Below are 24,331 nucleotides of genomic sequence, written 5' to 3'. Positions count from 1 at the left end.
AGAAATAATGAAGAAATTCGTAGTTTTAGCCTTATCAGCAGCTGTATTGCTTACTGGTTGTGAGGCATACAATAATACAAACAAAGCACAACGTGGAGCTGTAATTGGTGCAGCAGGAGGAGCTCTATTAGGAGCTATCTTAGGTAACAACGTCGGTAACGGTCAAAATAGCGAACTCGGCGCAGTACTTGGTACTGTAGTAGGCGGTGCAGCTGGTGCTGTTATCGGTAACCAAATGGATAAACAAGCTAAAAAAATTGAAGAAGAAATCCCTGGTGCCGATGTAAAACGCGTAGACGATGGTATCGTGGTTACTTTTGACGAAAACAACGGAGGTGTTTACTTCGATACTAACAAGTACAACATCAACGAAAAATCAAAACAAACCTTAGATAAGTTAGCAGCTATCCTCAAAGAATACCCTGATACTAATGTGTTAGTAGCTGGTCATACTGATAGCGTAGGTAAAGATGAGTATAACTTAGGTCTTTCACAACGCCGCGCACAAGCTGTTACTAACTATTTTAAAAGTAAAGGTTTAGCAAGCAGTCGTTTTACTACCAAATGGTACGGTGAAAAAAATCCTATAGCAAGCAACGATACTGCTGAAGGTCGTGCTAAAAACCGCCGTGTGAATGTGGTAATCGTTCCTAACGAAAAAATGAAAGCCGAAGCTAAAAAACAAGCTGGACAATAAGAACATAACACTTCAAATAGAATAAGCGTTGAGTATCCCTCAGCGCTTATTTTTTAGTTATAGATATAACAACAAATTATCTAATTGACTTTTTTCGCATTTCTCTTTTCTCTTTTCATTAAAATGCACTACTTTTGCCTTGTCAATTTCGGTAAAAGGCTTTAGATATAACTCTTACTTTTTACCTCTTACCTAATTAAAATGCAGATATTCAAATTTGGAGGTGCCTCAGTGAAAGATGCTGCAGGCGTGCGCAATGTCGCTAAAATATTAGAAAATGTAGGCTATGCCAATACCCTCATTGTCATTTCGGCAATGGGGAAGACTACCAATGCTTTGGAAGTGGTAGTGAACAGTTATTTCAAAGAACAAGAAAAACTCTCCGAAAGTATTCAAGTGATAAAGGATTTTCACTATCATATCATTCGCGAGTTATTCACCGATGAAAATCATCCTGTGTACTGGAAAGTCGATGGACTTTTTGCCGAACTCACTTCCTTTTTAGAACGCAACAAGTCACCAAAACACAGTTTCGTGTACGACCAAGTAATTTGTTTTGGCGAGCTCATTTCTACCACTATTATCAGTCAGTTTTTGAATGATAATGGTATTAAAAACACTTGGATAGATGTGCGTAATCTCGTGAAAACCGATAGCAACTATCGCGATGCCTCTATTGATTGGGAAGAGACACAAAGTAATATCCGCACCCATATCAACAAATCACTGCTAAATATTACTCAAGGATTCTTGGGCAGTGATGCCAATTTCTTCACCACTACTTTAGGGCGTGAAGGCTCTGATTATACCGCTGCAATTTTTGCTTATTGCCTTAATGCCGAGAGTGTAACAATATGGAAAGATGTTCCAGGGGTGCTCAATGCTGACCCCCGTTATTTTGAACATACCGAGCTCTTACACAAAATCCCGTATAAAGAGGCTATAGAACTCGCGTTCTATGGAGCTTCGGTGATTCACCCTAAAACCTTACAACCTCTACAACAAAAGGAAATTCCTCTCTATGTACGTTCATTTGTAAATCCTACAGCCGAAGGAAGTGCCGTGTGTAATGTCTCTGAATTAGAGCCTAAAGTACCTTGCTTTATCCTCAAAAAAGACCAGATATTACTCTCGCTCTCCTCTCGTGATTTCTCGTTTATAGTGGAAGAAGGTATTAGTTATATTTTCAAGAGTTTGCACAAAGCACAAATGAAAGTGAGTGTGATACAAAACTCAGCGATTAGTTTCTCGGTATGTGTAGACAACAAGTTTGATACCTTGGCAGAACTATTAGAAAAATTAGAAGAGCGTTTTAAAGTCTCAGTAACCGAAAAAGTAACACTTTATACCATTCGCCACGCCACCCCAGCGGCTATACAAACAGTAGAAACAGGAAAAACCGTATTACTCAAGCAAGTAGCTGCCGATACGGTACAAATAGTAGTAGCATAAATAAAGTAGTATAGTATAAATAAAGAGGCTGCCCCCAGTGCAAAGGGCAGCCTCTTCTTTTTATAAAGTAATTATAAGTGTTACCTATCTCTATGTCCTTTATGGTATTTACCAGAGAATATACATTCTTCACCATATAATAACCTAGTAGCATTACTTAGGTCTCTAGTTGTTCTTCCACTTTTTATACTATTTCCATTGATATTGAATATCATCACCAATCCATAACAACCATCTAAGTTAGATTGAGCTGAATAGCTTGCTGCATAAAGTCCACTATTAGCCTCAATAGAGTATTGTCCGTATTTTTCTTTAGGAACGCCTATATAAGACCCGTGTTGTTCCCAATAGTTAGCCCAACTATAGTCTATGTAGTCTTTAGCTTCTTTTCCTTGGTCATCAGTTGTACTGCCATATAATCCATGTCCATAATCATATAACGTAAGAAGTTTATTAGGCATTACTTCTTTCATTGCACGCATAAACCATAAGATAGATTCATCTCCTACATAAGGTTTGTCTTCAACTTTTCCATACCCTGCATATTCTTCATCTATATCGTAACCGTCAAAACCGTATTTATCAGCATATTGTTTGCATTCACGAGCAAACTCAAGAGCTTCTTCGTAGTTTTGGAAGTTGAGATAACCTACTCCTTGGTGGTTAGGCAAGATATCTACTATCACTTTGATACCTCTATCTTTCAAAGGTTTGATATACTTATCGGGGTCTTTGAGAATAGGTTGCAATTTATCGTTGAAAGATAAATAACGTTTGCCTTTTTTGGCATCATAGTTCATATTGGCAGCGAATAAAATCACAATGTCAAATACTGGTTTTTTACTGTCTTTAAGTATAAACTGCCCCATATTGCGGATATCCCAGTCGTTAGTTTCTACATAAGCGACCATTTTCATAGGTTCTTTACGATTAGAACAGCTATAGCTTCCGGGGGGCAAAGGTTTTTTAGAGGTTTCGCTAAGAGCAGAATATTCTCCATCTTTATGTATTTTTACCAAATGGAATACTTGTTGTCCTGCCATCTCCACTTTTAAAGGGAGCAAATACTCGCCATACGCTAAAGAAGCATAATCTTTAATGGTGAGTTTTGCTTCAGCCTCAGTGGCACCTTTGGAATAACTATTGCCTTCAAAAGTATAGTGGGCTGAAGGTAACAAACTATAATCTGAAACTCCTTTAAAAGCGTTGTAATCTTTAACGATTTTTTCCAAAGAACCAGTGAGCAAAGTAACAGTTCCTGCATCGGAGGCTGCTTTTCCTACTTTGGTTACAAAAGTATAAGCCCCATCGGCAGTAAGGTTAGTTTCCTCTTGTTGAGGAACCGTTTTGTAATACAAGACACTGCCTTGGCTATTCATAGTATTGTTCTCGGGTTGAGGCAATTCTATTTTGTCTTTCTCGCAAGCGTACAGCAATGCTGCACCTATCATTATATTGGCTATGATGTATTTTGCTTTCATATTATTCAGTTATTTTTACACCTTTTTCTTCTTCGTGTAGTTGGATAGTTTGTCTACCACTTTTGCCTGCTTGACCTTGTAAGGTAAGGAATCGGTTATTGCCAGAAGCATCAGGTATTTTATTGTCTTTCACTTCGTTCATTTTCCAGTAAGCGTACAAGCCACTTTCAGTAGGATTCACTTCGTACATACCGTCTTTTATTTGTTCAGCAGTACGAGCTACACTCCATAAGCGGAGTTCACTAAAGCGCGCTACAATACCTCGATTTTCGCTCCAACTCTTTCCAATATAGAAAGTGTGAAGACTTCCTGATTTTGTAAATTCAGTTATTTTTTTACCGTTTACATAAGCAATGGTTTTACTGCCGTCCACTACTAAAGCAATATGATACCATTGGTTAGTTTTGAATTTTACGCCTATGTCTTGACCATTGGCTTGTAAGTGATCAGGCTCTACTCCACTATCGCCGAAGCGCAATAAAGTTTTTCCTTCTGTACCCATAAAGGTAGAAATGCCAGCTTCACCTGGATCATCAGGATTACTTCTAAATTTCTGTATATTGATGAGTCCTTCCATAGTGAAGGTGCGACCAATATCACTAACGCTAGGATATCCTCCGTTATCTACTTCTAAGTACTCATCGCGAGTAACAGCCAAGGTGCTTTTAATTTGACCTTTTACTTTTTCAAAGCTTACCATTAGCAGTTGGGTATTAGGCGTAACTCTCGCTCCGCTTACTGAGGAGAGGCGCAAGGCAAACATATAAGCAGTGTTGTCCTTCATCTCATCAGAAACGGTTACTTTGGCAGTCCCTTCGTCCGATAGAATATTACCAGCTTTGATGTTCAAGGTTTTAGTATACGAAATAAACTTAGCAGGCAACACAGTATAATTGGTGCCATATAAGCTATTGTATTTAGCTACTTGGCTTTCGTCTAAGGTGACAAAAGCAGCCAAATTGCTATTGTTCTCTTTAAACAATTGTACTTGGTAGGCTACGATTTTTTGAGTACCTACTTCATTAGCTTGAGCCGAAATGGCTACTGGAGAAGAAAATTCAGCGGTTTTATTGCCATCTTTTTGGAGCAACACTGCCGATTGACCTCCTGCTTTAGCTCCTCCTCCTACATCTTCTTTAGGAGCGCAAGCCGCAAGGGCGAGGAACATACCTATTATTAAATTGCGTTTCATTACTTCTATTTTTGTTGTTGTACTTTGTGAATGATACCTCTTAAGGTTTTGGAAGTAGTTTTACCAGAGAGATTGTAGTAATCTTTTTCGATGTGGTAAAGGGCTACACCAGCTCTGTTGTCGGCTTTCCAATTGACGATATCTACTGTGCGTGGATAACGACCATTCTTTCCATCGGGGTTGAAATTGGTAGAGTCGCTATAACCATCGTCAAGACCTTCTTCGGTGAAATCGGTTGAAGGTAAATAGCGAAGCGTTTTCCACTTTTCAGCCTGATCGGTGAAACTGCGTAATAGCTCATTGTCCTTTTTGCGGAATATGACCCAATTAGCTTTGTCAATCGGTTTTTCCTCACTTGTTAGTCCATACTCACCATACATATTTTCAACGGCAAAGAGCAAGTTACCTTTATTAGCAACAATAGCCGAAAGAACTGCATCAAAAGCTACTTTAGAAAAGTAGTCGCTACTTTCTTGCGGAAATTCTACACTCACACCGTTAAAACCATTGGCTTTGGCAATAGCAAGAGCATCGTTAGCTTGTTTGGTAAGCTTGGTAGTATCGGTAGTAGTAGCTTCAGAAAAATCAATACCGAGCAATACTTTAGTCGCTTTCTTTTGTTGTACGTTTCTCAAATCGTTTTGGAGCATTTCGTCGATAGCGTTGTAGTTGTTTTTCACTACAATCACATCTAAACTATCGGGGGTATTCATCAGGATAGCACCTGCTTCTTTTCCCCAATTGTAGAGCATTCCCATAGTGATTGGTCGCTTGTTCAGGTCGGCTTTGTATTGAGTAAGCGCCTGAGTGTTGATTTCACGTTTGGGAGCCTCTATATCTATTGGTTCAATATCGTTACAAGCAACAGCGAGTAACGAGGCTATGATCATTATTTTTTTCATTGCAATAACATTTAAAAGTTAAGTTATTTCTTCACCCACCAAAGGTCGGTAGCGCCATTATCAGCACCTCCTAAGTAACCTACAGCGGTGTTGCGGTTGGTAGGGTTATTAGTAGTCTCTTTAGAAGAGAAAGGCAAGCGGCGCATACCTCCAGTGTCTTTACCATTTACTTGGGTTACCGACGTAATCACTCCATTGCTGCGATTTTCTACTGGAGCCATTAGGTTAGGATAGCCAGTTCTGCGCCATTCAGCCCACGCTTCGTGTGAGTTGTAAGGGTACATCGCAATCCATTTTTGAGTGATAATCTTTGATAATTTCACTTCATTACTATCACTGCTATTCCATTTTACAGTAATAGCCGATGAGAATGTAGGGTTGTTGTAAGCATTTTGACGAGGATCGGTATAAGCACCACGAACACTAGTGTTGCTCAAGTAACTTCCTATGGCAACATTGTGTTGAGCAAATGATAGTTCTATACCTTTTTTGTACAAGTTTTCGGCAGTGTCGCCTACAAAAGTCCAACCTTTGAGAGCCATTTCAGCTTTGATAAAAGCTACTTCCGATGCAGTAATCCACACCATAGGAGACTCTTTAGTAATTTTTGGGGCTGAAAAAAGAGCAGGGTCTACAGTGATACCAGTAAGTCCACTTCTTAACCCAATGTATTTTTGACTTAAACCAGTAACTTCAGTGAAATAGGCTTCACGACGAGGGTCGGAAAAAGCATTCATATAGGCTACAATATCGGCACCTGCACGTGAGTCACCCCAACTTACTGCTACTTTGAAAGCTGCATTATCTTTATTTTCAAGCATGGCGTTATCAGCATTTTCAGTAATCACTCCGTTAGTAAGAGCAAATTGAGCATAAGCTTTGGCATTAGTTTCGTCTACATCACTCATACGTATAGCCATACGCAACAATAAAGAGTTAGCGTATTTCACCCATTTAGTCATATCACCCTTGTATACAAGGTCAAAATCGGCATATTGGCGGTCGGAAGCGTCTACAGCTTTCAAGGTGTTGATAGCCGCTTTCAAGTCCTCAGCCATATATTTATACAAATCCGATTGTTTGTCGTAAGGAGTTTGGGTTTTACCAGCTTCCATTTGAGAGTAGGGTAGAGGTCCATAACTATCGGTAAGCCAATGAGTAATAGCTACGCGCAACACAGTTCCCCAAGCAAAATAGTATTTGCTCATATCTCCTTTAGAGTAGCTTTTTAGAGCGAAATAAGCAGGGTATAGATGCTTGGTGTAAGTATCATCGAACACATAGTCAGTCCAGCCTGTACGTGGGTTATACACAGGGTAATCGGCTTGGAATTTAGGTTGTGAAGCATAACCTGCATAAGGAGTAGCAGGCAGGTCAAAACACATTTGGTAAGAGTTTTCCTGCTGAGGTACTACTAATTTTTGCAAGGCGACAAGTTCATTCCCTCCTTGTGGGATTCTACTAAGCTGTTCATCGGTAGCTCCGTAAGGGTTTGTATTGAAATCTTTAAAATCTTTAGTACAGCCTACAGTGAGTAGTGCTAGTACAGGGATAATATATTTTTTCATTCTTTTTGCGCTTATTTAAAAATTTGCTTTGATACTAAAACCATAGCTTCTAAGGCTTGGCAACATAAAGTAGTCTAAACCTTGAGCGTAGTTACCAGTAGATGAAACCGCTTCAGGGTCGAAAGGTGCTTTGCAGTAAAGCATTGCTAAGTTTCTACCTACTATAGAAAGGGTGACATCTATCTTATCGTTCACGAGTTTGCGTGGCAAATGATAAGAAACATAAGCCTCTTGCAAGCGGAAGTTAGTAGCCGAATAGGTATAATATTGTGCTACACGTCCTTTTCCGCGTTCTTCAAAGTAACTTTGTGCAGGTACTTTGTAACCGTCGAGGTTTACGCCTCCTGCATTGCGAGCTTCAGCTGATTCTTTAGAAACACCATAGTGGTCTAAGGCAGCCTGAGTCATAGAGATAGCTACACCTCCTATGCGTCCTGCGAACATAGCACCAAAACCTATATTACCAATATTGAAATCATTGCGCCAACCTAAGTTGTATTTAGGTAGTACGGTGCCTAATTTCACATAGTTGTCTCGGTTGCCATATTCTTCTACATTCACTTTGCCATTGCTATCTACAAGTAGGTTGCCATCTGCATTGCGTTTGAAATCGTTAGTAGCGTACACATCGCCTAAAGTACCTCCTGTTTTAAGGATATAGCGAGCTCCACCAATACCTCCTTTTTCTAAGTAACTACGGCCTTCGCGTTGTCCAGTTACAGGGTTAATGTAATCTTCTACAAGCGACATAATTTTGTTTTCGTTGTAGCTCATAGTGAAATAGCTGTTCCAGTTGATTTTGTCTTTGATTTTCAAATCATAACCCAATCCTACTTCAAGTCCGCGGTTGCGTACATCACCTGTTTGCAAGTAGATGCCGTCGAAACCTGTAGAAGGTGAAATCTCAGCCTTGATAGTTTGGTTGTAAGTGTTAGTTTGATAAACGGTAGCATCTAAACTTAGTGTTCCTTTGAGCCATTTGGTAGCAATACCTACTTCGTAAGAATCGGTGCGTTCAGGACGCAATTCACCAATAGGGAAATAGGAAACTGCTTTCCATACTTTAGTATCTTCGTTGAAAGTGAAAGTAGGGGTAGTAAGTTCTCTGTCAAAAGGAGAGGCTACCGAACTGAAAGCTACGCGCATTTTAGCAAAAGATAAGGTGTTATACCATTTAGCTTTTGTTTCAGGTGAAAGCAAATCAGTAAGTACTCCTGAAAGTCCCACAGAAGGATAGAAGAAAGAAGATTGTGGAGAGTTCGCTAACTGTGAAGCCCAATCATTACGACCGGTGAGGGTAAGGTAGAGCCAACTGTTATAACCTACCTCCAAACTACCGAAAATAGATTGAGTTTGCTCAGTATAACCTGATTGGTAAGGGCGCGTTTTAACAGCACCTTGGTCTATATTAAAAGCGTTGAATACATTAGGAATACCATCTTTGCGCAAAGGTCCTTTATAACCTAATTCGTCATAACGAGTGTCTTGCAAAGAAGCGCCAATATTAGCTACTAAAGAGAAACGACCTACGCCTTCCCATTCAAAATTTTTGTTGAGGTTAGTAAGCACATCAAGGTAAGTTTGTTTTTCATAACCACGAGCAATGCCAAAATAACCTGTTTTGCTCATATCTAATAACGACAAAGTAGAAGCATAACGTTTGTCGGTACTAGTGAAATTGGTATTATCAGTGCGTACACGTCCTGAAATATCCCATTTTTCAGTAGGGCTCCATTTTTTGAGGTCGAGGGTAACTCCAAGTGAAAGCAAATAGCGTTCGCGTTTGCTTTCGCGCAAGTTGCGGTAAGCTACCCAATAAGGATTTTGCAAACTGTAATCACCTGCAAAGCTACCATTGAAAGTACCGTCAGGCCCAGCAGTCAAATCACCCCATACTTGTTCGTAAATATGAGTGGTAGGGTTATAACGCTCAAACTGGCGTGCGCGTTGCAAACCATAACCACGAGGCATCAAATAAGCACTTACTAAGGGGTTCATATATTCCCCTTGGTTAATCATATTAAGGTGGTTTTGGAGGATATAACTTGCTGAAGCATCAATGCGCAAACGGTCGTTAAGCAAGTGGGTAGTGTTGCGCACTGTAAAGTTATAGCGGTTGTATTGATTGTTAGGTACCAAACCTTCAGCATTGGTAGAAGCTGCTGAAAAATAAGTTTGATTCTTTTCAGTTCCTCCAGAGAGCGCTACCGAATTGGTAAGGGTAGTTGCCGTTCTAAAGAAGTCTTTCACATCATAACGACTGGCATCATCGGGCAATTTTGCTCCCCAAGAAGTTACTTTTCCATCACTGCCATAAGTATTTTGGAATTCAGGTAAAACAAACGGATTGCCAAACTCTGTATTAGAAGATAGCTGAATATTCATTTTACCCTCTTTACCTTTTTTAGTAGTGATGAGGATAGCTCCATTGGCAGCAGCCGAACCATAGAGCGCAGCAGCCGAAGCCCCTGTAAGTACAGTCATACTTTCAATATCATCAGGGTTAATGTCGGCAATACTTTCAGTAGTTCCTTGTGAATTAAATCTACCACTACCTTGGGTAGAAGTAGTGGAGAGCATAGGCACACCATCTACTACATAAAGAGCGTTGTTGCTCTTTTCAATAGATTTAGCGCCGCGCATCACTACTTTGGTAGCACCTCCCACGCCTGAAGAACTGCGGTTAATCGTTACTCCCGCTACTTTACCAGTGAGCGAGTTGATAAAGTTCGCATCTTTCACTTTAGTAAGCTCTTCGACGTTTACCTGTTGTACATTGTAGCTTAAAGCCTTTTGTTCACGCTTGATACCTAACGCCGTAACTACTACTTCGCCAAGCTGTTGCGCTTCTTCTTTAAGGACGATGTTTAAAGTAAACGTCCCTTTTTTAGTATCAATCTTTTTGAGTTGAGAAGCATAGCCTATAGAACTAAATTCAAGTACTTCATTAGGAGTGACTTGAATTTCGTACTTCCCATCAAAGTCGGTTGAAACACCACGAGTTGTCCCTTTGACAACCACACTCACCCCAGGAAGGGGCAGTCCATCATTACCTGTAACAGAACCTATTACAGATACTCTCGTTTGTGCCATTGCTACAGTGCAGCATAGCAACAAAACGAATAGCAACATTGATTCTTTTACTTTCATTTACTAATAATTTATTTTCGACAAAGGTAGAAAGTTCTTAATAAACTGCCAAATTTTAACGAACAAATTTATTAACAAAATTTAAATTTTAACATTTCAATTTCTGTAACTTTTTATTAATCAATCGAAAAGAATTTTATCAAAAAAGCACTTTTTCAATCTAAAAAGAATAAAAATCGAAAATTTTAATTCATTCCATTGAAAAATATTTTTAGTTATTTTTAAGAAAAAGATATTGTCATCTTATGAAAAATATAAGTTTCTTTATTTCTAAATAAATGTTAATATTTTTATTTTGTATAGAATCGTAGAATACTTAATTTGTACTCGTTTTTGTAGATTGTCCTCTTGTTTATTTGTTAATTCTTAATTAATTCGTACCTTTGCCCAAATTATAGATCATAAACGAATAAAACTAATGAAGAATTTTATAGAAGAATTGCGTTGGCGTGGTATGATTCAGGATATTATGCCAGAAACCGAACAACACCTTATGGAAGGTTTACGCGCAGCTTATGTGGGAATCGACCCTACTGCCGACTCGCTGCACATCGGTCATTTAGTGGGCGTGATGATGTTGCGCCATTTCCAAAATTGCGGTCATAAACCTTATGCACTCGTAGGAGGTGCAACAGGTATGATAGGTGACCCTTCAGGTAAATCAGTAGAACGCAATTTGCTCACCGAAGAAGTATTAGCACACAATATAGCAGGTATCAAAAAACAATTAGCAAAATTTCTCGATTTTGAAAGCACTGCACCTAATCGCGCTGAACTCGTGAATAACTACGATTGGATGAAAGAGTTCTCATTCCTTTCATTCATTCGCGATATCGGTAAACACATCACCGTAAATTATATGATGGCTAAGGATTCAGTAAAAAAACGCTTCGACCCTAATGAAAATACTGATGGGATGTCGTTTACTGAATTTTCATACCAACTCTTGCAAGGTTATGACTTTTTGCATCTTTATCAAGAGAAAAACCTCACCTTGCAAATGGGTGGGTCAGACCAATGGGGAAATATTACCACTGGTACCGAGCTCATTCGTCGCATTGCAGGAGGAAAGGCGTATGCCCTCACTTGCCCACTGATTACCAAAGCCGATGGTACTAAATTCGGTAAAAGTGAAGGTGGTAACGTATGGCTTGACCCCGAGAAAACTTCGCCCTACAAGTTCTACCAATATTGGATTAATATCTCCGATGCTGATGCTGAGCGTTATATCAAAATCTTTACAATGCTTAGTAAAGAAGAAATTGATGCTCTCATCGCGCAACACGCCGAGGCGCCTCATTTGCGTCTATTACAAAATAAATTAGCTGAAGAACTCACTGTATTAGTACACGGACGTGAAGAACTTGAGAAAGCTAAAAAAGCATCACAAATCCTCTTTGGTAACTCTACCTCTGCCGATTTGCGTACTTTAGACGAAAAAACTTTCTTAGAAGTGTTTGATGGTGTACCTCAAGCCGAAGTAAGTGCAGCCGATATTGCTGGAGGGCTTGATATGATTGCCATTCTTTCAGCAAAAACAGGTTTTATCAGTTCTAATTCCGAAGCACGTCGTGCCTTGAAAGAAAATTCTATTTCGGTGAATAAAGAAAAAGTAGGTGAAGACTACCAAATAGCTGAAAAAGACCTTGTAGATGGTAAATTTATTCTACTACAACGCGGAAAGAAAAACTACTTTATAGTAAAGAAAGTATAACTCTTTATAATATCCGACTTTGCCAAAGGTGCGAGCCGCACAGGCAGAAAAACTTTGGCAAAGTCTATTATTCTTCACTTTTTACTTTTCACTCTTCATTTTTCACTATGAAAACATTCCTCCCCCTTATATTATGTTTTTTATTTATCGCTTGTAAAACAGTAGATATGACCGTGCTAAATGATGTGTCTTTTTATGCTTTTTCTAAAGAAAAGGAAGAAGATAATGAACGCAAATTTCCTTTTGTACCTTTGGAATACCAACAGCAAAAGGCAGCAGTGAATAGTTTTTGGTTGCATTTTAAAAAAGATTCTTTGTTTGTGACTTACGACTCAATTGCTAATGGCTCAACTATTCCTATAGTAAGAGGTTTTAAAGGCAAACAAAAAAGGCGTTTTTGGCGCTATTATGCCGCTCGTGAAATAGTGCCTTATTTTCCTATTTATATGAGAATTTATATTCACCGACTGCGTTTGCGCCCTACTGAAGAAGGGAATTTGAGAGTAGATACTTATATAGATAGAGAGGGAGCTGTATTAGCTGTATTAGGATCTGGTTATTCCTATAAATTAAAGCATATTTACAAGCGTATCAATGATGAAGAGCTGATGATTCCTTTTTTTGAAAATGGTAAATATGGTATCAACAAGGGAGGAAAGTTGCTTATACCTGCTCAATATGATTATATCAGTGCCTATACCGATGGTTTTTTTATTGTAGAACGAGAAGGGAAATGGGGTACCATTGATAAAAATGGTCAGATGATCATTCCTTTAGAATACGATGCTTTGCAGTATGACAAATCAGTAGATAGTCACCCTTTGTTTATAGCACAAAAAGAAAGACGATACGGATTTTTAGAACCTTCAGGAGTGCCTATATTGCCTCTTATTTATAGTTATATAGAAAAACAATCTAATGAGAGAAGTTACATTTTAGGGATAGGTAATAAAGTAGGGTATTTTACTTACAATACTAATTCCCCATCTCAAATGCCTTATTTATTTATTCCTGCTGTATATAGCAAAATAGAAATGCGCACTCTTAATTCAGATCATATATTAGTATACGATGGACTAACACCTCTTTTTATAGATCACAAAGGTAATGAATATGATTTGCAAATAGTTCATCTAAGCAAGTGGGAAACTTTTATGGGGGAAAAATTGGGGAAGGAATGCATAGTAAAGATTGATAATAGTTTTTATAAACCTAACTTAGAGACTAAGCGCCCCGCAATGCAATCTGAAAAACCTATAAATATTCAAGAAAAATGAAAAAACTCTTTTGCCTTATTCCCTTTCTCTTAATAGTAGCTTGTAGTAGCTCTAAGATGGATATGTCCGCGCTAAACAATCGCACTTATTACGCTTATTCTTATGAAACAAATGGTAGTAAAGGCAATTGTTTCACCTTTTTGCCTTATAGTTATTTAGATAAAGAGAAAATTCCAATGCGTTTCAAACTGCAGTTTAAGGGTGATTCGCTCCACGTGAATTATGAGATTTTTAAAGAAGGAAAAGTACTTACAGAAACTAAAAGTATCAAAGGAAAACTTAAAAAAGACGGCTGGAAGTTTGTATCGCGTAGATTGCTGCCTTTCTTTCCTATATATTTCTATTCCTCAGTTTACAAGGTGTTGATATATCCTAATATTGAAAACGATATGCGTGTGGATACTTATAGTAGTAGTGGGGGCTGTCTGTTCTTCTTTTGTGCAGGTGGAGCAGGATATTCATCGCTTAATACATATAAAAATGAAGAAGATATTCAAATAGCTATTCCTTATATAGAAAATGGTAAATTTGGTCTTAAACGTCAAGGGAAAATCATCGTCCCTGCTTGTTATGATCACATTGATATTTTTGATAAAGGAGTCGCCAGAGTAAAAAAGGATTCACTATGGGGAACGATTAATAATGACGGAAAAATTGTGATTCCTATTGAATATAAGGTGTTAGAAAAAGAAAATTACACTACCCCTAAATTATTTTTAGTGCAAAAAAATAAGCGTTGGGGCTTTTTAGATGAGCAAGGAAACACAGTCTTGCCCATTATTTATGATGTAATTGATAGATCAGGCTCTAACTTCAACTTGTACTTAGGTGATAAAAAAGGATATTTCAAATATTATAAAGGCAAAGATGATGAAAGTAGATTTATACCTGCTTGCTATACAGTTATAGACCAATCAACTTTATGGAGCAACTACATTTTAGTTTACGATGGTGATACTATATTATTTGTAGATAAAGAAGGTAATGAGTATGATGCTCAAGTTACTGAAGTACGAAAAATAGATGCTTTTTTTGGTTATCCACAGCGTGACAATGAAGTAAAAATAGGTGATAAATACTATCGCCCTAATATAGAGAGTAAACGCCCTCCAAGAAAAGAATAGGGGCGTTTTGCAAAACGCCCCCTGTGCATATTTATAATTCTTTAAATGAATTGATAATCTCCTTCATTTGTTGGTAATGTTTCTCTTTTTTGTTGGCTAATGTCCACGTAAAGATTTGGTAGTACGTTTTCTTTGTTTGGATAATTGCTACCACATAGAACACTCCCATACCATTCACTTCTTCTGTAGTTTCTACTACAATAGCAGGATACTTGTTAATGGTCGTCTCGGTGATTTGCTTAGCAGTAGGGCGCATCATATTAGCTTCAGCCCAACCTTTTCTGCAAATCTCAAAGTAATTTCTGAGTTTAAACTTTTTGGCAAAAGCCTTTTTGCTGCGAATGCGTAGCGAATCTTTCAAAACCTCATAAAGCAAATCATTCACTTCCTCTCGATTTTCATCAATTACAGCTACAAAAAAATCTGTTTTGCGGTCACCATACTGCAGAGAGGCTTGCTCGTAGAGGTTGTTCTGGTTAGTAAGAGAGTTAGGTAGTTTTACTTCATACTTGTCTTCTATGTTCACTACTTGAGAAGGTTCTGTTGAATTTTCACTTACTCTACAAGCAGTAGTCAAAAGAAAGAGCGCGATGAAGTGTAGTTTGCTGAAACGTTTCATCTCTTGCTAATTTAGTTTTTTCCGCTACAAAAGTAGATATAAATTTTCAATAAATCAATTTTTGTTAAAAAAAATAGTAAAAATGTTTTTTTTCTTCAGAAAAAAGATGGAATTTTGTGCCCAAAAATAACATAATGCTACCGCTGAAAGACACATTAAAACACCAAGGATTACGCAATCAATTAGCTGATTTACTCAAAGAAAAAGGAATTAAAGATGAACGAGTGTTAGCTGCTATTCGCGCTATTCCTCGCCATTTGTTTATGGATAGCAGTTTTGAAGATCATGCCTATCAAGATAAAGCCTTCCCAATAGGTGAAGACCAAACCATCTCTCAACCCTATACTGTCGCTTTCCAAACCGAATTACTACAAGTAGCTCCACATCAAAAAGTATTAGAAATAGGTACAGGTAGTGGTTATCAGTCTAGTGTACTCTTGTATTTAAATGTAAAACTCTACACAATTGAGCGCCAACAAAAACTCTTCAAGCAAGCCCAAATGCTGTTGCCTAAGCTCATCAATAAACCAGTGCGTATGTATTTTGGTGATGGTTACAAAGGCTTGCCTAACGACGCTCCCTTCGATCGTATTTTAGTAACCGCAGGAGCGCCTTACGTGCCCAATGCACTTCTATCACAATTAGCTATTGGAGGTCGTTTAGTGATCCCCATAGGTAATGATACTCAAACAATGACACTCTACGAACGCATTTCAGAAAAAGAATTTCACAAAACTGATTATGGTACTTTTCAATTCGTACCAATGTTAAAAGAAAAAAATTAGCAAATTGATAAAAATAAGCCCAAAATTATGAAATATATACTTCCATTACTGTTCTGCTCTTTGAGCGTTTTGGCACAAAACAAAGATATACAAGGAGTCTACAAATTTAATTTACAGGATACTGGTGAGTTGCATCTCAATAGCGACAATACCTATAATCTTACACTCTTCTCAGGGAGTTATTCCCTTGAAGGTGATAAAATTACCTTCACATCGGCACCTAATCCTTCATTTGAACTCCATAAAGAAGAGGGAAAATCATCCCAATTAGAACTTACATTTTATGTAGCTAATGAATTGGGAAACTATATCTATGTGGGTTATGAAAATGCTAAAGGTGAAGTGACCTATACTGCTCTAACTGCTTTACACCCAGTAAAATATTCTGAAGCCTTACGAGTAACTATTCCTCGCACCGAATATCTCTATTTGGTAGACACCCAAATGGCTGAATATATACAACAGTTTACGGAACATCAGAGCAATGCTAAAGTGAAAGTAGAAAAGTTTGCTATAGGAAAACAAACCAATGCACTGAAAATAAATTATCTATCTCATCCTCACAATATGTTAGAAGAGGTTAATTTTGTATATGATGCTCCTACCCAAAGTTTGATAGTCGTCGATGAACATATAGATTCCATAGCCCTATTCAAAAAGAAAAATAAAGCCACCTCTCCTCAGTTTCCTTTAGTGAGCATCAACCCTTTACCTAATTGGCAACAGCAGCTTCATAAAGCCTCTGCCGAATTAGAAATTACTCCGGAAAAGACTCTAAAAGAAGCCTTGCAGAAAGCTAAAAAAGAACAACAACTCTTGGTGATACTCACGGCTACTGAGGGTTGGAATGAGAAATTAGTGAATTATCTCACCGATAAATATAGCAAAGATTGGGAAGAGGATGATGATAGCGAAGAAACGCCTCAAATCACTCTGCCTTATGTTTATTATATAGCGAGTCGTAAAGACCATAAATGGCTGAAAAAACACGGATTCTCTACCATAACTCCCCAGCTGATAGTAGTAGGTGAGAACGAAACTATTGTCTATTCACAACCGATAGACCCCGAGGCTGAATATTTCAATAATGCTATGGATGCCGAGGTGTATCAGGCTATAGAGCTCGCACGCAAAGTGGATAAAACACTCACCAATCCACAAGCACCCATCACCGAAGTGCTACAAGTGATGAATGATGTGTTTCAAGCTAATTACAAAGTGAATTTGTACTATTTGCTCCCTAAAGTTGCCGAAACGGATGAAGAGGATCAAACTGATTACTTTTTAGGCTTACAACCTGAACGCATCTATCGTTTGCAACTTACCCCTGCACAACTCGCTACTCAGTGGGAGCGTTTAGTAGCTCACTACAACGAAAAGAAACCTCTAAATCAATCTTATTATAATTTGTTGGCGCGCAACTTTGGAGCAGTTTCCCTCTCACATAAAGTATTCAACACTCCCAATCCATTAACCCTTACCGATTATAAAGCAATTTGCTATTTGGTCGAAAATTACTCTGCTGTAAAAGATGAAAAAATAGATGTATACACTACCTCTCTCTACCGCACGATTAAAGAATTAGCAACCAATAAAGTTGTACCTTTTAAAGAATTGCAACACACACTTTTAGAAGCTGAAAAACAACAATTGTTATCTCTTAATAACTTAGTAGATTTCTATGAAAAGTACACCCCTAATGAGCTTACATCTTTCTTTGTAACCTACTTCAATACACTGAAAGCTGAAGGAGGTGGAAGTGTGCTTGCAGCCTTAGACAAGCGTTTTGAACAGCAAAAAGAAAATAACGATTGGAAGCGCTATAAATATCAATTTGCTTTAGTAGCTAATAATATAGCGTGGAAAGTTTTTGAAGAAGAAAATACCGATGTTTCTAAAGTAACCCAAGCTGTAGAATGGGCAAAAATAGCAGCAGACTTAGTCCCAGAGAACCCTTTTATGCTTGATACTCTGGCTTGTTTGCTCTATACTCAAGGTGATAAGGCTACCGCTTCATCTATTCAGCAAAAAGCAGTGAAACTGATGAAAATATTGGTAGAAACCGAAGAAGAGAGTGTTTCTGACTTCAAAGAAATGGAAAAACACCTTTCTATCTTCAATGCAAAATAACGGACTTTTGATAAAAAATATACTCCTTTTTGCTGTTAAATAAAAATAATTATGTACTTTTGCCCAAAATTTAATACAATGGAGAAAATAACCGCTGCCATTACGGCTGTCGGAGGTTATGTACCTGAAGATGTTCTAACCAATGAAATGTTAGAAAAAATGGTAGATACTAACGACGAGTGGATTTACACCCGTACAGGCATCAAAGAAAGACGCATACTCAAAGACCCTAATAAAGGTTCTTCATTTTTAGGAATTGAAGCCGCTAAAGACCTAATTCGCAAAAAAGGTCTCGACCCTAAAGAAATAGATTTAGTTATTTTAGCAACTGCTACCCCCGATATGCCTGTAGCTCTAACAGCTCCTTATGTAGCTTCACAAATAGGTGCTGTAAATGCTTTTTCATTCGATTTGCAAGCAGCTTGCTCAAGTTTCTTGTTCGGCGTTTCTGTAGCTGCTAAATACATAGAGTCAGGTCGTTATAAAAAAGTTCTCTTGGTAGGTGCCGATAAAATGTCATCTATCATCGATTATACCGACCGCGCTACCTGCATCATCTTTGGTGATGGAGGAGGAGCTGCACTCTTTGAACCTAACTATGAAGGTTTAGGTGTGCAAGACGAATTGTTGAGAAGTGATGGTATAGGGCGTAATTACCTATACATAAAAGCAGGTGGATCTCTCTGCCCTACTACAGCCGAAACAGTAGCTAACAAAGAGCATTTTGTCTTCCAAGATGGTAAAACTGTCTTCAAATATGCCGTTACTGGAATGGCCGATATAGCCGAAGAACTCATCAAACGCAACGGCTTAACACGTGATGATATACAATGGCTCACTCCTCATCAAGCTAACAAACGTATCATCGATGCCACTGCCGAACGTATGGGCTTACCTGCCGAAAAAGTAATGCTCAATATCTATAAGTACGGCAATACTACTTCTGCAACCATCATCTTAGCCCTTAATGATTACGAACAACAACTCAAAAAAGGTGATAACATAGTATTAGCCGCCTTTGGAGGTGGTTTCACTTGGGGAGCTGTTTACCTCAAATGGGCTTACGATGGAACTCACTATCACAAATAAAATAACAACCATAGAGAAAAAATACAATATATAATATATAACGTATGGATTTAAAAGACATTCAAAATTTAATTAAGTTTGTTGCCAAGTCAGGAGCAAGCGAAGTGAAATTGGAAATGGAAGATGTAAAAATCACCATTAAAACAAACCCTGATGAAAGTGGCAAAGAGCAAGTGTTTGTACAACAATTGCCTATAGCACAACAACTACCTCAGTTGCCTTTGCAACAGTCAATACCTGTACAACAGCTCCCTGCAGCTGAACCTGCCGACAGCAAACCTGCAACACCTGCCGATGACGATAGCAAATATATTACTATCAAATCGCCAATGATTGGTACTTTTTATCGCCGTCCTGGTCCAGACAAACCTTTATTCGTAGAAGTAGGCTCTACCATATCAAAAGGTAGCGTGATTTGCATTATCGAGGCAATGAAACTCTTCAACGAAATAGAATCAGAAGTTTCTGGTAAGATTGTTAAAATATTGGTTGATGACTCTTCTCCTGTAGAGTTTGACCAACCTTTGTATTTAGTGGATCCATCCTAAACCAAACAACTATGTTTAAAAAAATATTAATTGCCAACCGTGGAGAAATTGCCTTGCGTGTCATACGTACGTGTCGCGAAATGGGTATCAAATCGGTAGCCGTGTATTCTACTGCCGATGCCGATAGCTTGCACGTACGCTTCGCCGATGAAGCTGTGTGTATAGGTCCTCCACCAAGCAAAGATTCATACTTAAAAATACCTAATATTATTGCTGCTGCCGAAATTACCAATGCCGATGCCATACACCCTGGCTATGGCTTCCTTTCGGAAAATGCTAAATTTTCTAAGATTTGTGCAGAACACGGCATTAAATTTATAGGTGCATCACCCGAAATGATTGAAAAAATGGGGGATAAAGCATCTGCCAAAGCTACTATGAAAGCTGCTGGGGTGCCCACAGTACCTGGTTCCGACGGACTTGTAGAATCATTAGAACACGCTAAAAAAATAGCCGCTGAAATCGGTTATCCTGTGATGCTAAAAGCTACTGCCGGTGGAGGTGGTCGTGGTATGCGCGATGTATGGAAAGAGGAAGACCTCGAAAAAGCCCTCAATAGCGCAATGCAAGAAGCAGGAGCTGCCTTTGGTAACGATGCTATGTATATGGAAAAACTTATCGTAGACCCTCGCCATATCGAAATTCAAATCGTGGGCGACCAATATGGTAAGGCTTGTCACCTTTCTGAACGCGATTGCTCTATCCAGCGCCGCCACCAAAAACTTACCGAAGAAACACCATCGCCTTTTATGACCGATGATCTTCGCAAACGTATGGGGGAAGCTGCTGTAAAAGCTGCCGAGTTTATTAAATACGAAGGAGCAGGAACAGTAGAATTCTTGGTAGATAAAGATCGTAATTTCTACTTTATGGAGATGAACACTCGTATACAAGTAGAACACCCTATTACCGAACAAGTAATTGATTACGACCTTATTCGCGAACAAATATTAGTAGCAGCTGGAGTGCCTATTTCAGGCAAGAACTATACACCTAAGTTGCACGCTATTGAGTGCCGTATCAATGCCGAAGATCCTTACAACGATTTCCGTCCATCACCAGGTAAAATTACTACCTTGCACGCTCCAGGAGGTCACGGGGTACGTCTTGATACTCACGTATATAGTGGCTATGTAATTCCACCTAACTACGATTCTATGATAGCCAAGCTTATCACTACAGCACAAACTCGTGAGGAGGCGATTGCCAAAATGAAACGCGCTTTAGATGAATTTGTAGTAGAAGGAGTAAAAACCACAATTCCATTCCACTTGCAACTAATGGACGACCCCGATTACTTAGCTGGCAACTACACCACTAAGTTTATGGAGGACTTCAAAATGAAACCTCAAGTGGCAGAATAAGCAACTCAAAAATGAATGTATTAATAAAAGGGACTGTCTAACTCACAAGGAAGATAGTCCCTTTTATACCATTTTAAAACCATAACACAATGAACGATAATATCAAAAACATCGACACTACTTTTGAGCTTACCCCTGGGCTCAAAAAGCTACAAGGAGCTACTACCTATTTTGAAAAACTCAAAGAAATGACCCTCTTAGGGGTAACCTCTGGAATGAAATCTTCAGGAAGTATAGTAGTACTATTCCTATTAAATTTTTTGTTTCTTATAATAGGGGGCTGTATACTCGCTTTTTCAGCTAAGTTTGAATATATACAATTAGTTTATTTAGCTATTATCCTACTTATAGGAGCTCTTTTTGTATTTTTGGCTGTAAAACGTATGGTTTCTTTGTTACAATTAGATTATGTGCTGTACGTTTTTAATCAGTTTGATCCTTTTATTCGCAAAATCTGTGCTGCTATTGTAGATAAAGCTGAAAAAAGCACTGAAAAAGTAGTAACTGTAGATCAAGTAAAGGGAGTGTTTAATTCATTTATCCCTAAAATACCTCCAGTATTTCAAAAAGTATTGTGGCTATTACTCTCTCAAGTACCCGTCGTAGGTTTCGTAGCCGAAATTTATCGTACTCCTCTGCTTGATACCTATGAGAAGCGCAGTGATAGATTGGTAGCACGCGTAAAACAATATATACAAAACAGCATAGAGATGCGTCGCAAAGCTAAATTTTTAGCTTGGGTACTCCCACTAAATATACTTTTGCAAATTATAGTAATATACTTATTATCAAGATAGAAATATGAAAATAATTGCAATGATACCTGCCCGTTATGGAGCAACTCGTTTCCCTGCCAAACTGATGCAAGATCTCTGTGGCAAGCCCGTAATTGTACATACCTATGAACGTGTAGCACAAACTCATCTGTTCGATGAGGTATATGTAGTAACCGATGACGACCGTATAGAAAATGCGATTCGTGAGGTAGGAGGTAAGGTAATCCGCAGTCAGAAAGAGCACAATAGTGGTAGCGATCGCTTAGCCGAAGCCTCTAAGGATTTAGAAGTAGATATAATCGTAAATGTACAAGGAGATGAGCCTTTTACCGATGTAGAGAACCTACAAAAAATAATAGATATTTTTGCTAATGATTCTCAGCAAAATATAGCAGTAGCTAGTTTGATGGAATGCATTACCAACCCCGAAGATATCGCTAACCCTAACAATGTGAAGGTAGTAGTAAATAAATTTAATGAAGCCCTCTATTTTTCTAGAAGTGTAATTCCTTTTCCACGTGACCCCAATACAGCAGTGCCTTACTACAAACACATTGGTATTTATGCCTATCGTAAAGATGCTTTGCAACAATTCACTCAGTTGCCTCCCTCCTTGTTAGAAGAGACCGAGAAATTAGAGCAACTTCGCTACTTAGAAAATGGTTTTAAAATACGCCTCGCAGTTACTGATATTCCCACTATAGGTATTGACACCCCTAAAGATTTGGAAAAAGCTCGCCAAAGACTCTCAAAATAGAGAATAAAAAGTTATTAACAGATTTTTTAACATTTTCTTTAACAATGATTTTCAAATACTTATAAGAATGTTGATAACTTATTGATAAAAAACTACTATACAAATTGCTTTTTTTATTTATCTTTGCTACCTGCAAGACATAGTTATGGATAAAACTGCCTAATTCCTTAAGACATATAATAACAAAACAAACAAAAAAATATCAATCTCATAGAGATATGGGATTGTTTTATGTGAAAAAATGAAATATAAAAAGTATTACGTAGGGTTGGATATCGGTACTACCAAGATTGTAGCTATGGTAGGTGCCAGAAACGAATATGGTAAAATTCAGATCTTAGGATATGGGCAAGCAAAAAGCGAAGGAATAAACAAAGGAGTGGTGAATAATATTGCCCAAACTTCTCAATCCATAATGGATGCTATCCAAGATGCAAAAGAAAAGACTGGTTTAGAAATCGAAAATGTAGTGGCTGGTATTGCAGGACAAAATATTATCAGTCGCTCTCATTCCGATTATATTATACGTGAAGACCCCGATAAACTTATAGATTTTGAAGACTTAAAACACCTCAAAGATCGTGTTGATTCTATCCCCTTATCTCCAGGTCAGGAAATTATTCACGCTTTACCTCAAGACTATAAAGTAGACAACAATCTTGATGTGAAAGAACCTATTGGAATGATGGGCTCACGTTTAGATGCTACTTTCCACTTAGTCATTGGGCAAGTCAATGCTATAAGAGCTATTTCTCGTTGCGTAGTGATGGCTCATTTAAAACCCGTAGGGCTCACCTTAGAACCTATTGCTTCAGCAAGTGCTGTACTTAGCGATGAAGAAAAGGATGCTGGAGTTGTGTTAGTAGATATAGGAGGTGGTACTACCGATGTAGCTATTTTTAAAGATGGTATTATTCGCCATACAGCAGTGGTGCCTTTAGGTGGGAATATCATTACCGAAGATATCAAAGAAGGTTGTGGTATATTAGCACGCCAAGCTGAAATGTTAAAAGTACAATACGGCTCCGCTTGGCCTGGTGAGAATCGCGACAACGAAATCGTTTCTATACCAGGGATTAGAGGTAAAGAGCCTCGCGAAATATCTCTTAAAAACCTCTCCAAAATTATTCACGCCCGCGTAAGCGAAATTATCAATTTGGTGTTCAACGTAATCAAAAGTTATGGACACGAAGAACCTAAAAAGAAACTTATTTCAGGCATCGTGCTAACTGGTGGTGGAAGCCAGCTCAAACATATTGTACAGTTAGTAGAGTATATCACCGGAATGGATACCCGCATAGGTTACCCTGATGAACACTTAGCAAGCAATTCCGATAATCGACTCACTTCTCCTATCTATGCTACAGCCATAGGATTGGTGATGAGTGCTATTGAAAATGAAGCTGAAGAACAATTCAAAAAACGATTGGAAGAGCTCAAATTTCAAGAAGTTGAAGCTGCAAAAAATACAGAAACTACCCTATTCCAAGAAAAACCAATAGACCCTGTAGCTCAAAATATTACCATAGTAGATGATACTGTTACTACTACTGTTACTACTACTAAAGAAGAACTACAACCTATAGGAGATGACGAGGATGAAAAACCTAAAACAAGCGAGAATTTTTGGGCAAGATTCAATAAATTTGTCTCTAAATATATAGGAGAAACAGACGACGAGTAAAGTATAAAACAAATAATTATGA

The 24,331-nt window shown here is 38.2% G+C and carries 19 protein-coding genes; 13 read left to right on the top strand and 6 right to left on the bottom strand.

The annotated features are described in order from the left end of the window. The first annotated feature begins 7 nt into the window (after nt 1-7). Both CGC57_RS03585 and CGC57_RS03580 read left to right on the top strand, forming a co-directional pair. Entirely contained in the window at nt 8-697 is a 690-nt protein-coding gene (locus CGC57_RS03585) for a YiaD family glycine zipper/OmpA-like lipoprotein (protein WP_095897986.1), read from the top strand. Between the two features lie 201 nt (nt 698-898). Further along, complete coding sequence (locus tag CGC57_RS03580; RefSeq protein WP_095897985.1) at nt 899-2,149, top strand: aspartate kinase; 1,251 nt, start codon at nt 899-901, stop codon at nt 2,147-2,149. A gap of 80 nt (nt 2,150-2,229) precedes the next feature. On the opposite strand, the gene CGC57_RS03575 is transcribed toward CGC57_RS03580, so the two are convergent. From CGC57_RS03575 to CGC57_RS03555, 5 genes are read right to left on the bottom strand one after another with little or no spacing between them, the layout of a single operon-like run. Then, a complete protein-coding gene (locus tag CGC57_RS03575; RefSeq protein WP_095897984.1) occupies nt 2,230-3,630 on the bottom strand; it encodes a BT_3987 domain-containing protein in 1,401 nt (466 codons plus the stop codon). A gap of 1 nt (nt 3,631) precedes the next feature. Further along, the gene (locus CGC57_RS03570) at nt 3,632-4,822 is read right to left on the bottom strand and encodes a DUF1735 and LamG domain-containing protein (protein ID WP_095897983.1); all 1,191 of its coding nucleotides are present in this window, start codon (nt 4,820-4,822) and stop codon (nt 3,632-3,634) included. A gap of 5 nt (nt 4,823-4,827) precedes the next feature. After that, nucleotides 4,828-5,724, bottom strand: coding sequence for a glycoside hydrolase family 18 protein (locus tag CGC57_RS03565; RefSeq protein ID WP_095897982.1), 897 nt, complete (start codon nt 5,722-5,724; stop codon nt 4,828-4,830). A gap of 23 nt (nt 5,725-5,747) precedes the next feature. Then, nucleotides 5,748-7,292 (bottom strand): SusD/RagB family nutrient-binding outer membrane lipoprotein, encoded by a 1,545-nt coding sequence (locus tag CGC57_RS03560; protein ID WP_095897981.1) that lies wholly within the window; start codon nt 7,290-7,292, stop codon nt 5,748-5,750. Between the two features lie 15 nt (nt 7,293-7,307). Then, nucleotides 7,308-10,442, bottom strand: a complete 3,135-nt coding sequence (locus tag CGC57_RS03555) for a SusC/RagA family TonB-linked outer membrane protein (protein WP_095897980.1) — start codon at nt 10,440-10,442, stop codon at nt 7,308-7,310. A gap of 418 nt (nt 10,443-10,860) precedes the next feature. Between CGC57_RS03555 and tyrS the strand changes: the two genes are divergently transcribed. The 3 genes from tyrS (at nt 10,861) to CGC57_RS03540 (ending at nt 14,557) form a co-directional block, all read left to right on the top strand. Further along, the gene (gene tyrS, locus CGC57_RS03550) at nt 10,861-12,156 is read left to right on the top strand and encodes a tyrosine--tRNA ligase (protein WP_002680671.1); all 1,296 of its coding nucleotides are present in this window, start codon (nt 10,861-10,863) and stop codon (nt 12,154-12,156) included. Between the two features lie 107 nt (nt 12,157-12,263). Beyond that, the gene (locus CGC57_RS03545; RefSeq protein ID WP_081450879.1) at nt 12,264-13,433 is read left to right on the top strand and encodes a WG repeat-containing protein; all 1,170 of its coding nucleotides are present in this window, start codon (nt 12,264-12,266) and stop codon (nt 13,431-13,433) included. Further along, nucleotides 13,430-14,557, top strand: coding sequence for a WG repeat-containing protein (locus CGC57_RS03540; RefSeq protein WP_095897979.1), 1,128 nt, complete (start codon nt 13,430-13,432; stop codon nt 14,555-14,557). The genes CGC57_RS03545 and CGC57_RS03540 overlap by 4 nt, the downstream gene beginning before the upstream one ends. A 31-nt stretch (nt 14,558-14,588) precedes the next feature. On the opposite strand, the gene CGC57_RS03535 is transcribed toward CGC57_RS03540, so the two are convergent. Beyond that, nucleotides 14,589-15,176 (bottom strand): hypothetical protein, encoded by a 588-nt coding sequence (locus CGC57_RS03535; RefSeq protein WP_002680766.1) that lies wholly within the window; start codon nt 15,174-15,176, stop codon nt 14,589-14,591. A 134-nt stretch (nt 15,177-15,310) separates the two neighbouring features. Between CGC57_RS03535 and CGC57_RS03530 the strand changes: the two genes are divergently transcribed. From CGC57_RS03530 to ftsA, 8 genes are all read left to right on the top strand, one after another. Further along, nucleotides 15,311-15,961 (top strand): protein-L-isoaspartate(D-aspartate) O-methyltransferase, encoded by a 651-nt coding sequence (locus CGC57_RS03530; protein ID WP_002680772.1) that lies wholly within the window; start codon nt 15,311-15,313, stop codon nt 15,959-15,961. A gap of 27 nt (nt 15,962-15,988) precedes the next feature. Continuing rightward, nucleotides 15,989-18,091 (top strand): hypothetical protein, encoded by a 2,103-nt coding sequence (locus tag CGC57_RS03525; RefSeq protein ID WP_095897978.1) that lies wholly within the window; start codon nt 15,989-15,991, stop codon nt 18,089-18,091. Between the two features lie 78 nt (nt 18,092-18,169). Beyond that, nucleotides 18,170-19,180: a beta-ketoacyl-ACP synthase III gene (locus CGC57_RS03520; protein ID WP_095897977.1), complete on the top strand. Its 1,011-nt coding sequence runs from the start codon at nt 18,170-18,172 to the stop codon at nt 19,178-19,180. 44 nt (nt 19,181-19,224) lie between these two features. Continuing rightward, a complete protein-coding gene (gene accB, locus CGC57_RS03515) occupies nt 19,225-19,728 on the top strand; it encodes an acetyl-CoA carboxylase biotin carboxyl carrier protein (protein WP_095897976.1) in 504 nt (167 codons plus the stop codon). An 11-nt stretch (nt 19,729-19,739) separates the two neighbouring features. Then, nucleotides 19,740-21,092, top strand: a complete 1,353-nt coding sequence (gene accC / locus CGC57_RS03510; RefSeq protein ID WP_002680793.1) for an acetyl-CoA carboxylase biotin carboxylase subunit — start codon at nt 19,740-19,742, stop codon at nt 21,090-21,092. Nucleotides 21,093-21,181: 89 nt separating this feature from the next. After that, complete coding sequence (locus CGC57_RS03505) at nt 21,182-21,889, top strand: hypothetical protein (RefSeq protein ID WP_095897975.1); 708 nt, start codon at nt 21,182-21,184, stop codon at nt 21,887-21,889. 4 nt (nt 21,890-21,893) lie between these two features. Further along, nucleotides 21,894-22,625 (top strand): 3-deoxy-manno-octulosonate cytidylyltransferase, encoded by a 732-nt coding sequence (gene kdsB, locus CGC57_RS03500; RefSeq protein WP_095897974.1) that lies wholly within the window; start codon nt 21,894-21,896, stop codon nt 22,623-22,625. A 241-nt stretch (nt 22,626-22,866) separates the two neighbouring features. Further along, the gene (gene ftsA / locus CGC57_RS03495) at nt 22,867-24,309 is read left to right on the top strand and encodes a cell division protein FtsA (RefSeq protein ID WP_095897973.1); all 1,443 of its coding nucleotides are present in this window, start codon (nt 22,867-22,869) and stop codon (nt 24,307-24,309) included. Nucleotides 24,310-24,331: the final 22 nt, after the last annotated feature.

It is taken from the genome of Capnocytophaga sputigena, assembly GCF_002302495.1.
Classification (GTDB): domain Bacteria; phylum Bacteroidota; class Bacteroidia; order Flavobacteriales; family Flavobacteriaceae; genus Capnocytophaga; species Capnocytophaga sputigena.
Note: the sequence above shows the minus strand (reverse complement) of the source record. Positions and strands in the feature narration are given on the sequence as shown.

What these genes read in the sequence shown, in the direction of transcription:
- CGC57_RS03555 (WP_095897980.1), bottom strand. Translation starts at nt 10,442, where the DNA reads ATGAAAGTAAAAGAATCAATGTTGCTATTCGTTTTGTTGCTATGCTGC.
- CGC57_RS03545 (WP_081450879.1), top strand. Translation starts at nt 12,264, where the DNA reads ATGAAAACATTCCTCCCCCTTATATTATGTTTTTTATTTATCGCTTGT.
- CGC57_RS03535 (WP_002680766.1), bottom strand. Translation starts at nt 15,176, where the DNA reads ATGAAACGTTTCAGCAAACTACACTTCATCGCGCTCTTTCTTTTGACT.
- CGC57_RS03565 (WP_095897982.1), bottom strand. Translation starts at nt 5,724, where the DNA reads ATGAAAAAAATAATGATCATAGCCTCGTTACTCGCTGTTGCTTGTAAC.
- CGC57_RS03530 (WP_002680772.1), top strand. Translation starts at nt 15,311, where the DNA reads ATGCTACCGCTGAAAGACACATTAAAACACCAAGGATTACGCAATCAA.
- CGC57_RS03505 (WP_095897975.1), top strand. Translation starts at nt 21,182, where the DNA reads ATGAACGATAATATCAAAAACATCGACACTACTTTTGAGCTTACCCCT.
- kdsB (WP_095897974.1), top strand. Translation starts at nt 21,894, where the DNA reads ATGAAAATAATTGCAATGATACCTGCCCGTTATGGAGCAACTCGTTTC.
- accC (WP_002680793.1), top strand. Translation starts at nt 19,740, where the DNA reads ATGTTTAAAAAAATATTAATTGCCAACCGTGGAGAAATTGCCTTGCGT.
- CGC57_RS03560 (WP_095897981.1), bottom strand. Translation starts at nt 7,292, where the DNA reads ATGAAAAAATATATTATCCCTGTACTAGCACTACTCACTGTAGGCTGT.
- CGC57_RS03525 (WP_095897978.1), top strand. Translation starts at nt 15,989, where the DNA reads ATGAAATATATACTTCCATTACTGTTCTGCTCTTTGAGCGTTTTGGCA.
- tyrS (WP_002680671.1), top strand. Translation starts at nt 10,861, where the DNA reads ATGAAGAATTTTATAGAAGAATTGCGTTGGCGTGGTATGATTCAGGAT.
- CGC57_RS03570 (WP_095897983.1), bottom strand. Translation starts at nt 4,822, where the DNA reads ATGAAACGCAATTTAATAATAGGTATGTTCCTCGCCCTTGCGGCTTGC.
- accB (WP_095897976.1), top strand. Translation starts at nt 19,225, where the DNA reads ATGGATTTAAAAGACATTCAAAATTTAATTAAGTTTGTTGCCAAGTCA.
- ftsA (WP_095897973.1), top strand. Translation starts at nt 22,867, where the DNA reads ATGAAATATAAAAAGTATTACGTAGGGTTGGATATCGGTACTACCAAG.
- CGC57_RS03540 (WP_095897979.1), top strand. Translation starts at nt 13,430, where the DNA reads ATGAAAAAACTCTTTTGCCTTATTCCCTTTCTCTTAATAGTAGCTTGT.
- CGC57_RS03575 (WP_095897984.1), bottom strand. Translation starts at nt 3,630, where the DNA reads ATGAAAGCAAAATACATCATAGCCAATATAATGATAGGTGCAGCATTG.
- CGC57_RS03520 (WP_095897977.1), top strand. Translation starts at nt 18,170, where the DNA reads ATGGAGAAAATAACCGCTGCCATTACGGCTGTCGGAGGTTATGTACCT.
- CGC57_RS03580 (WP_095897985.1), top strand. Translation starts at nt 899, where the DNA reads ATGCAGATATTCAAATTTGGAGGTGCCTCAGTGAAAGATGCTGCAGGC.
- CGC57_RS03585 (WP_095897986.1), top strand. Translation starts at nt 8, where the DNA reads ATGAAGAAATTCGTAGTTTTAGCCTTATCAGCAGCTGTATTGCTTACT.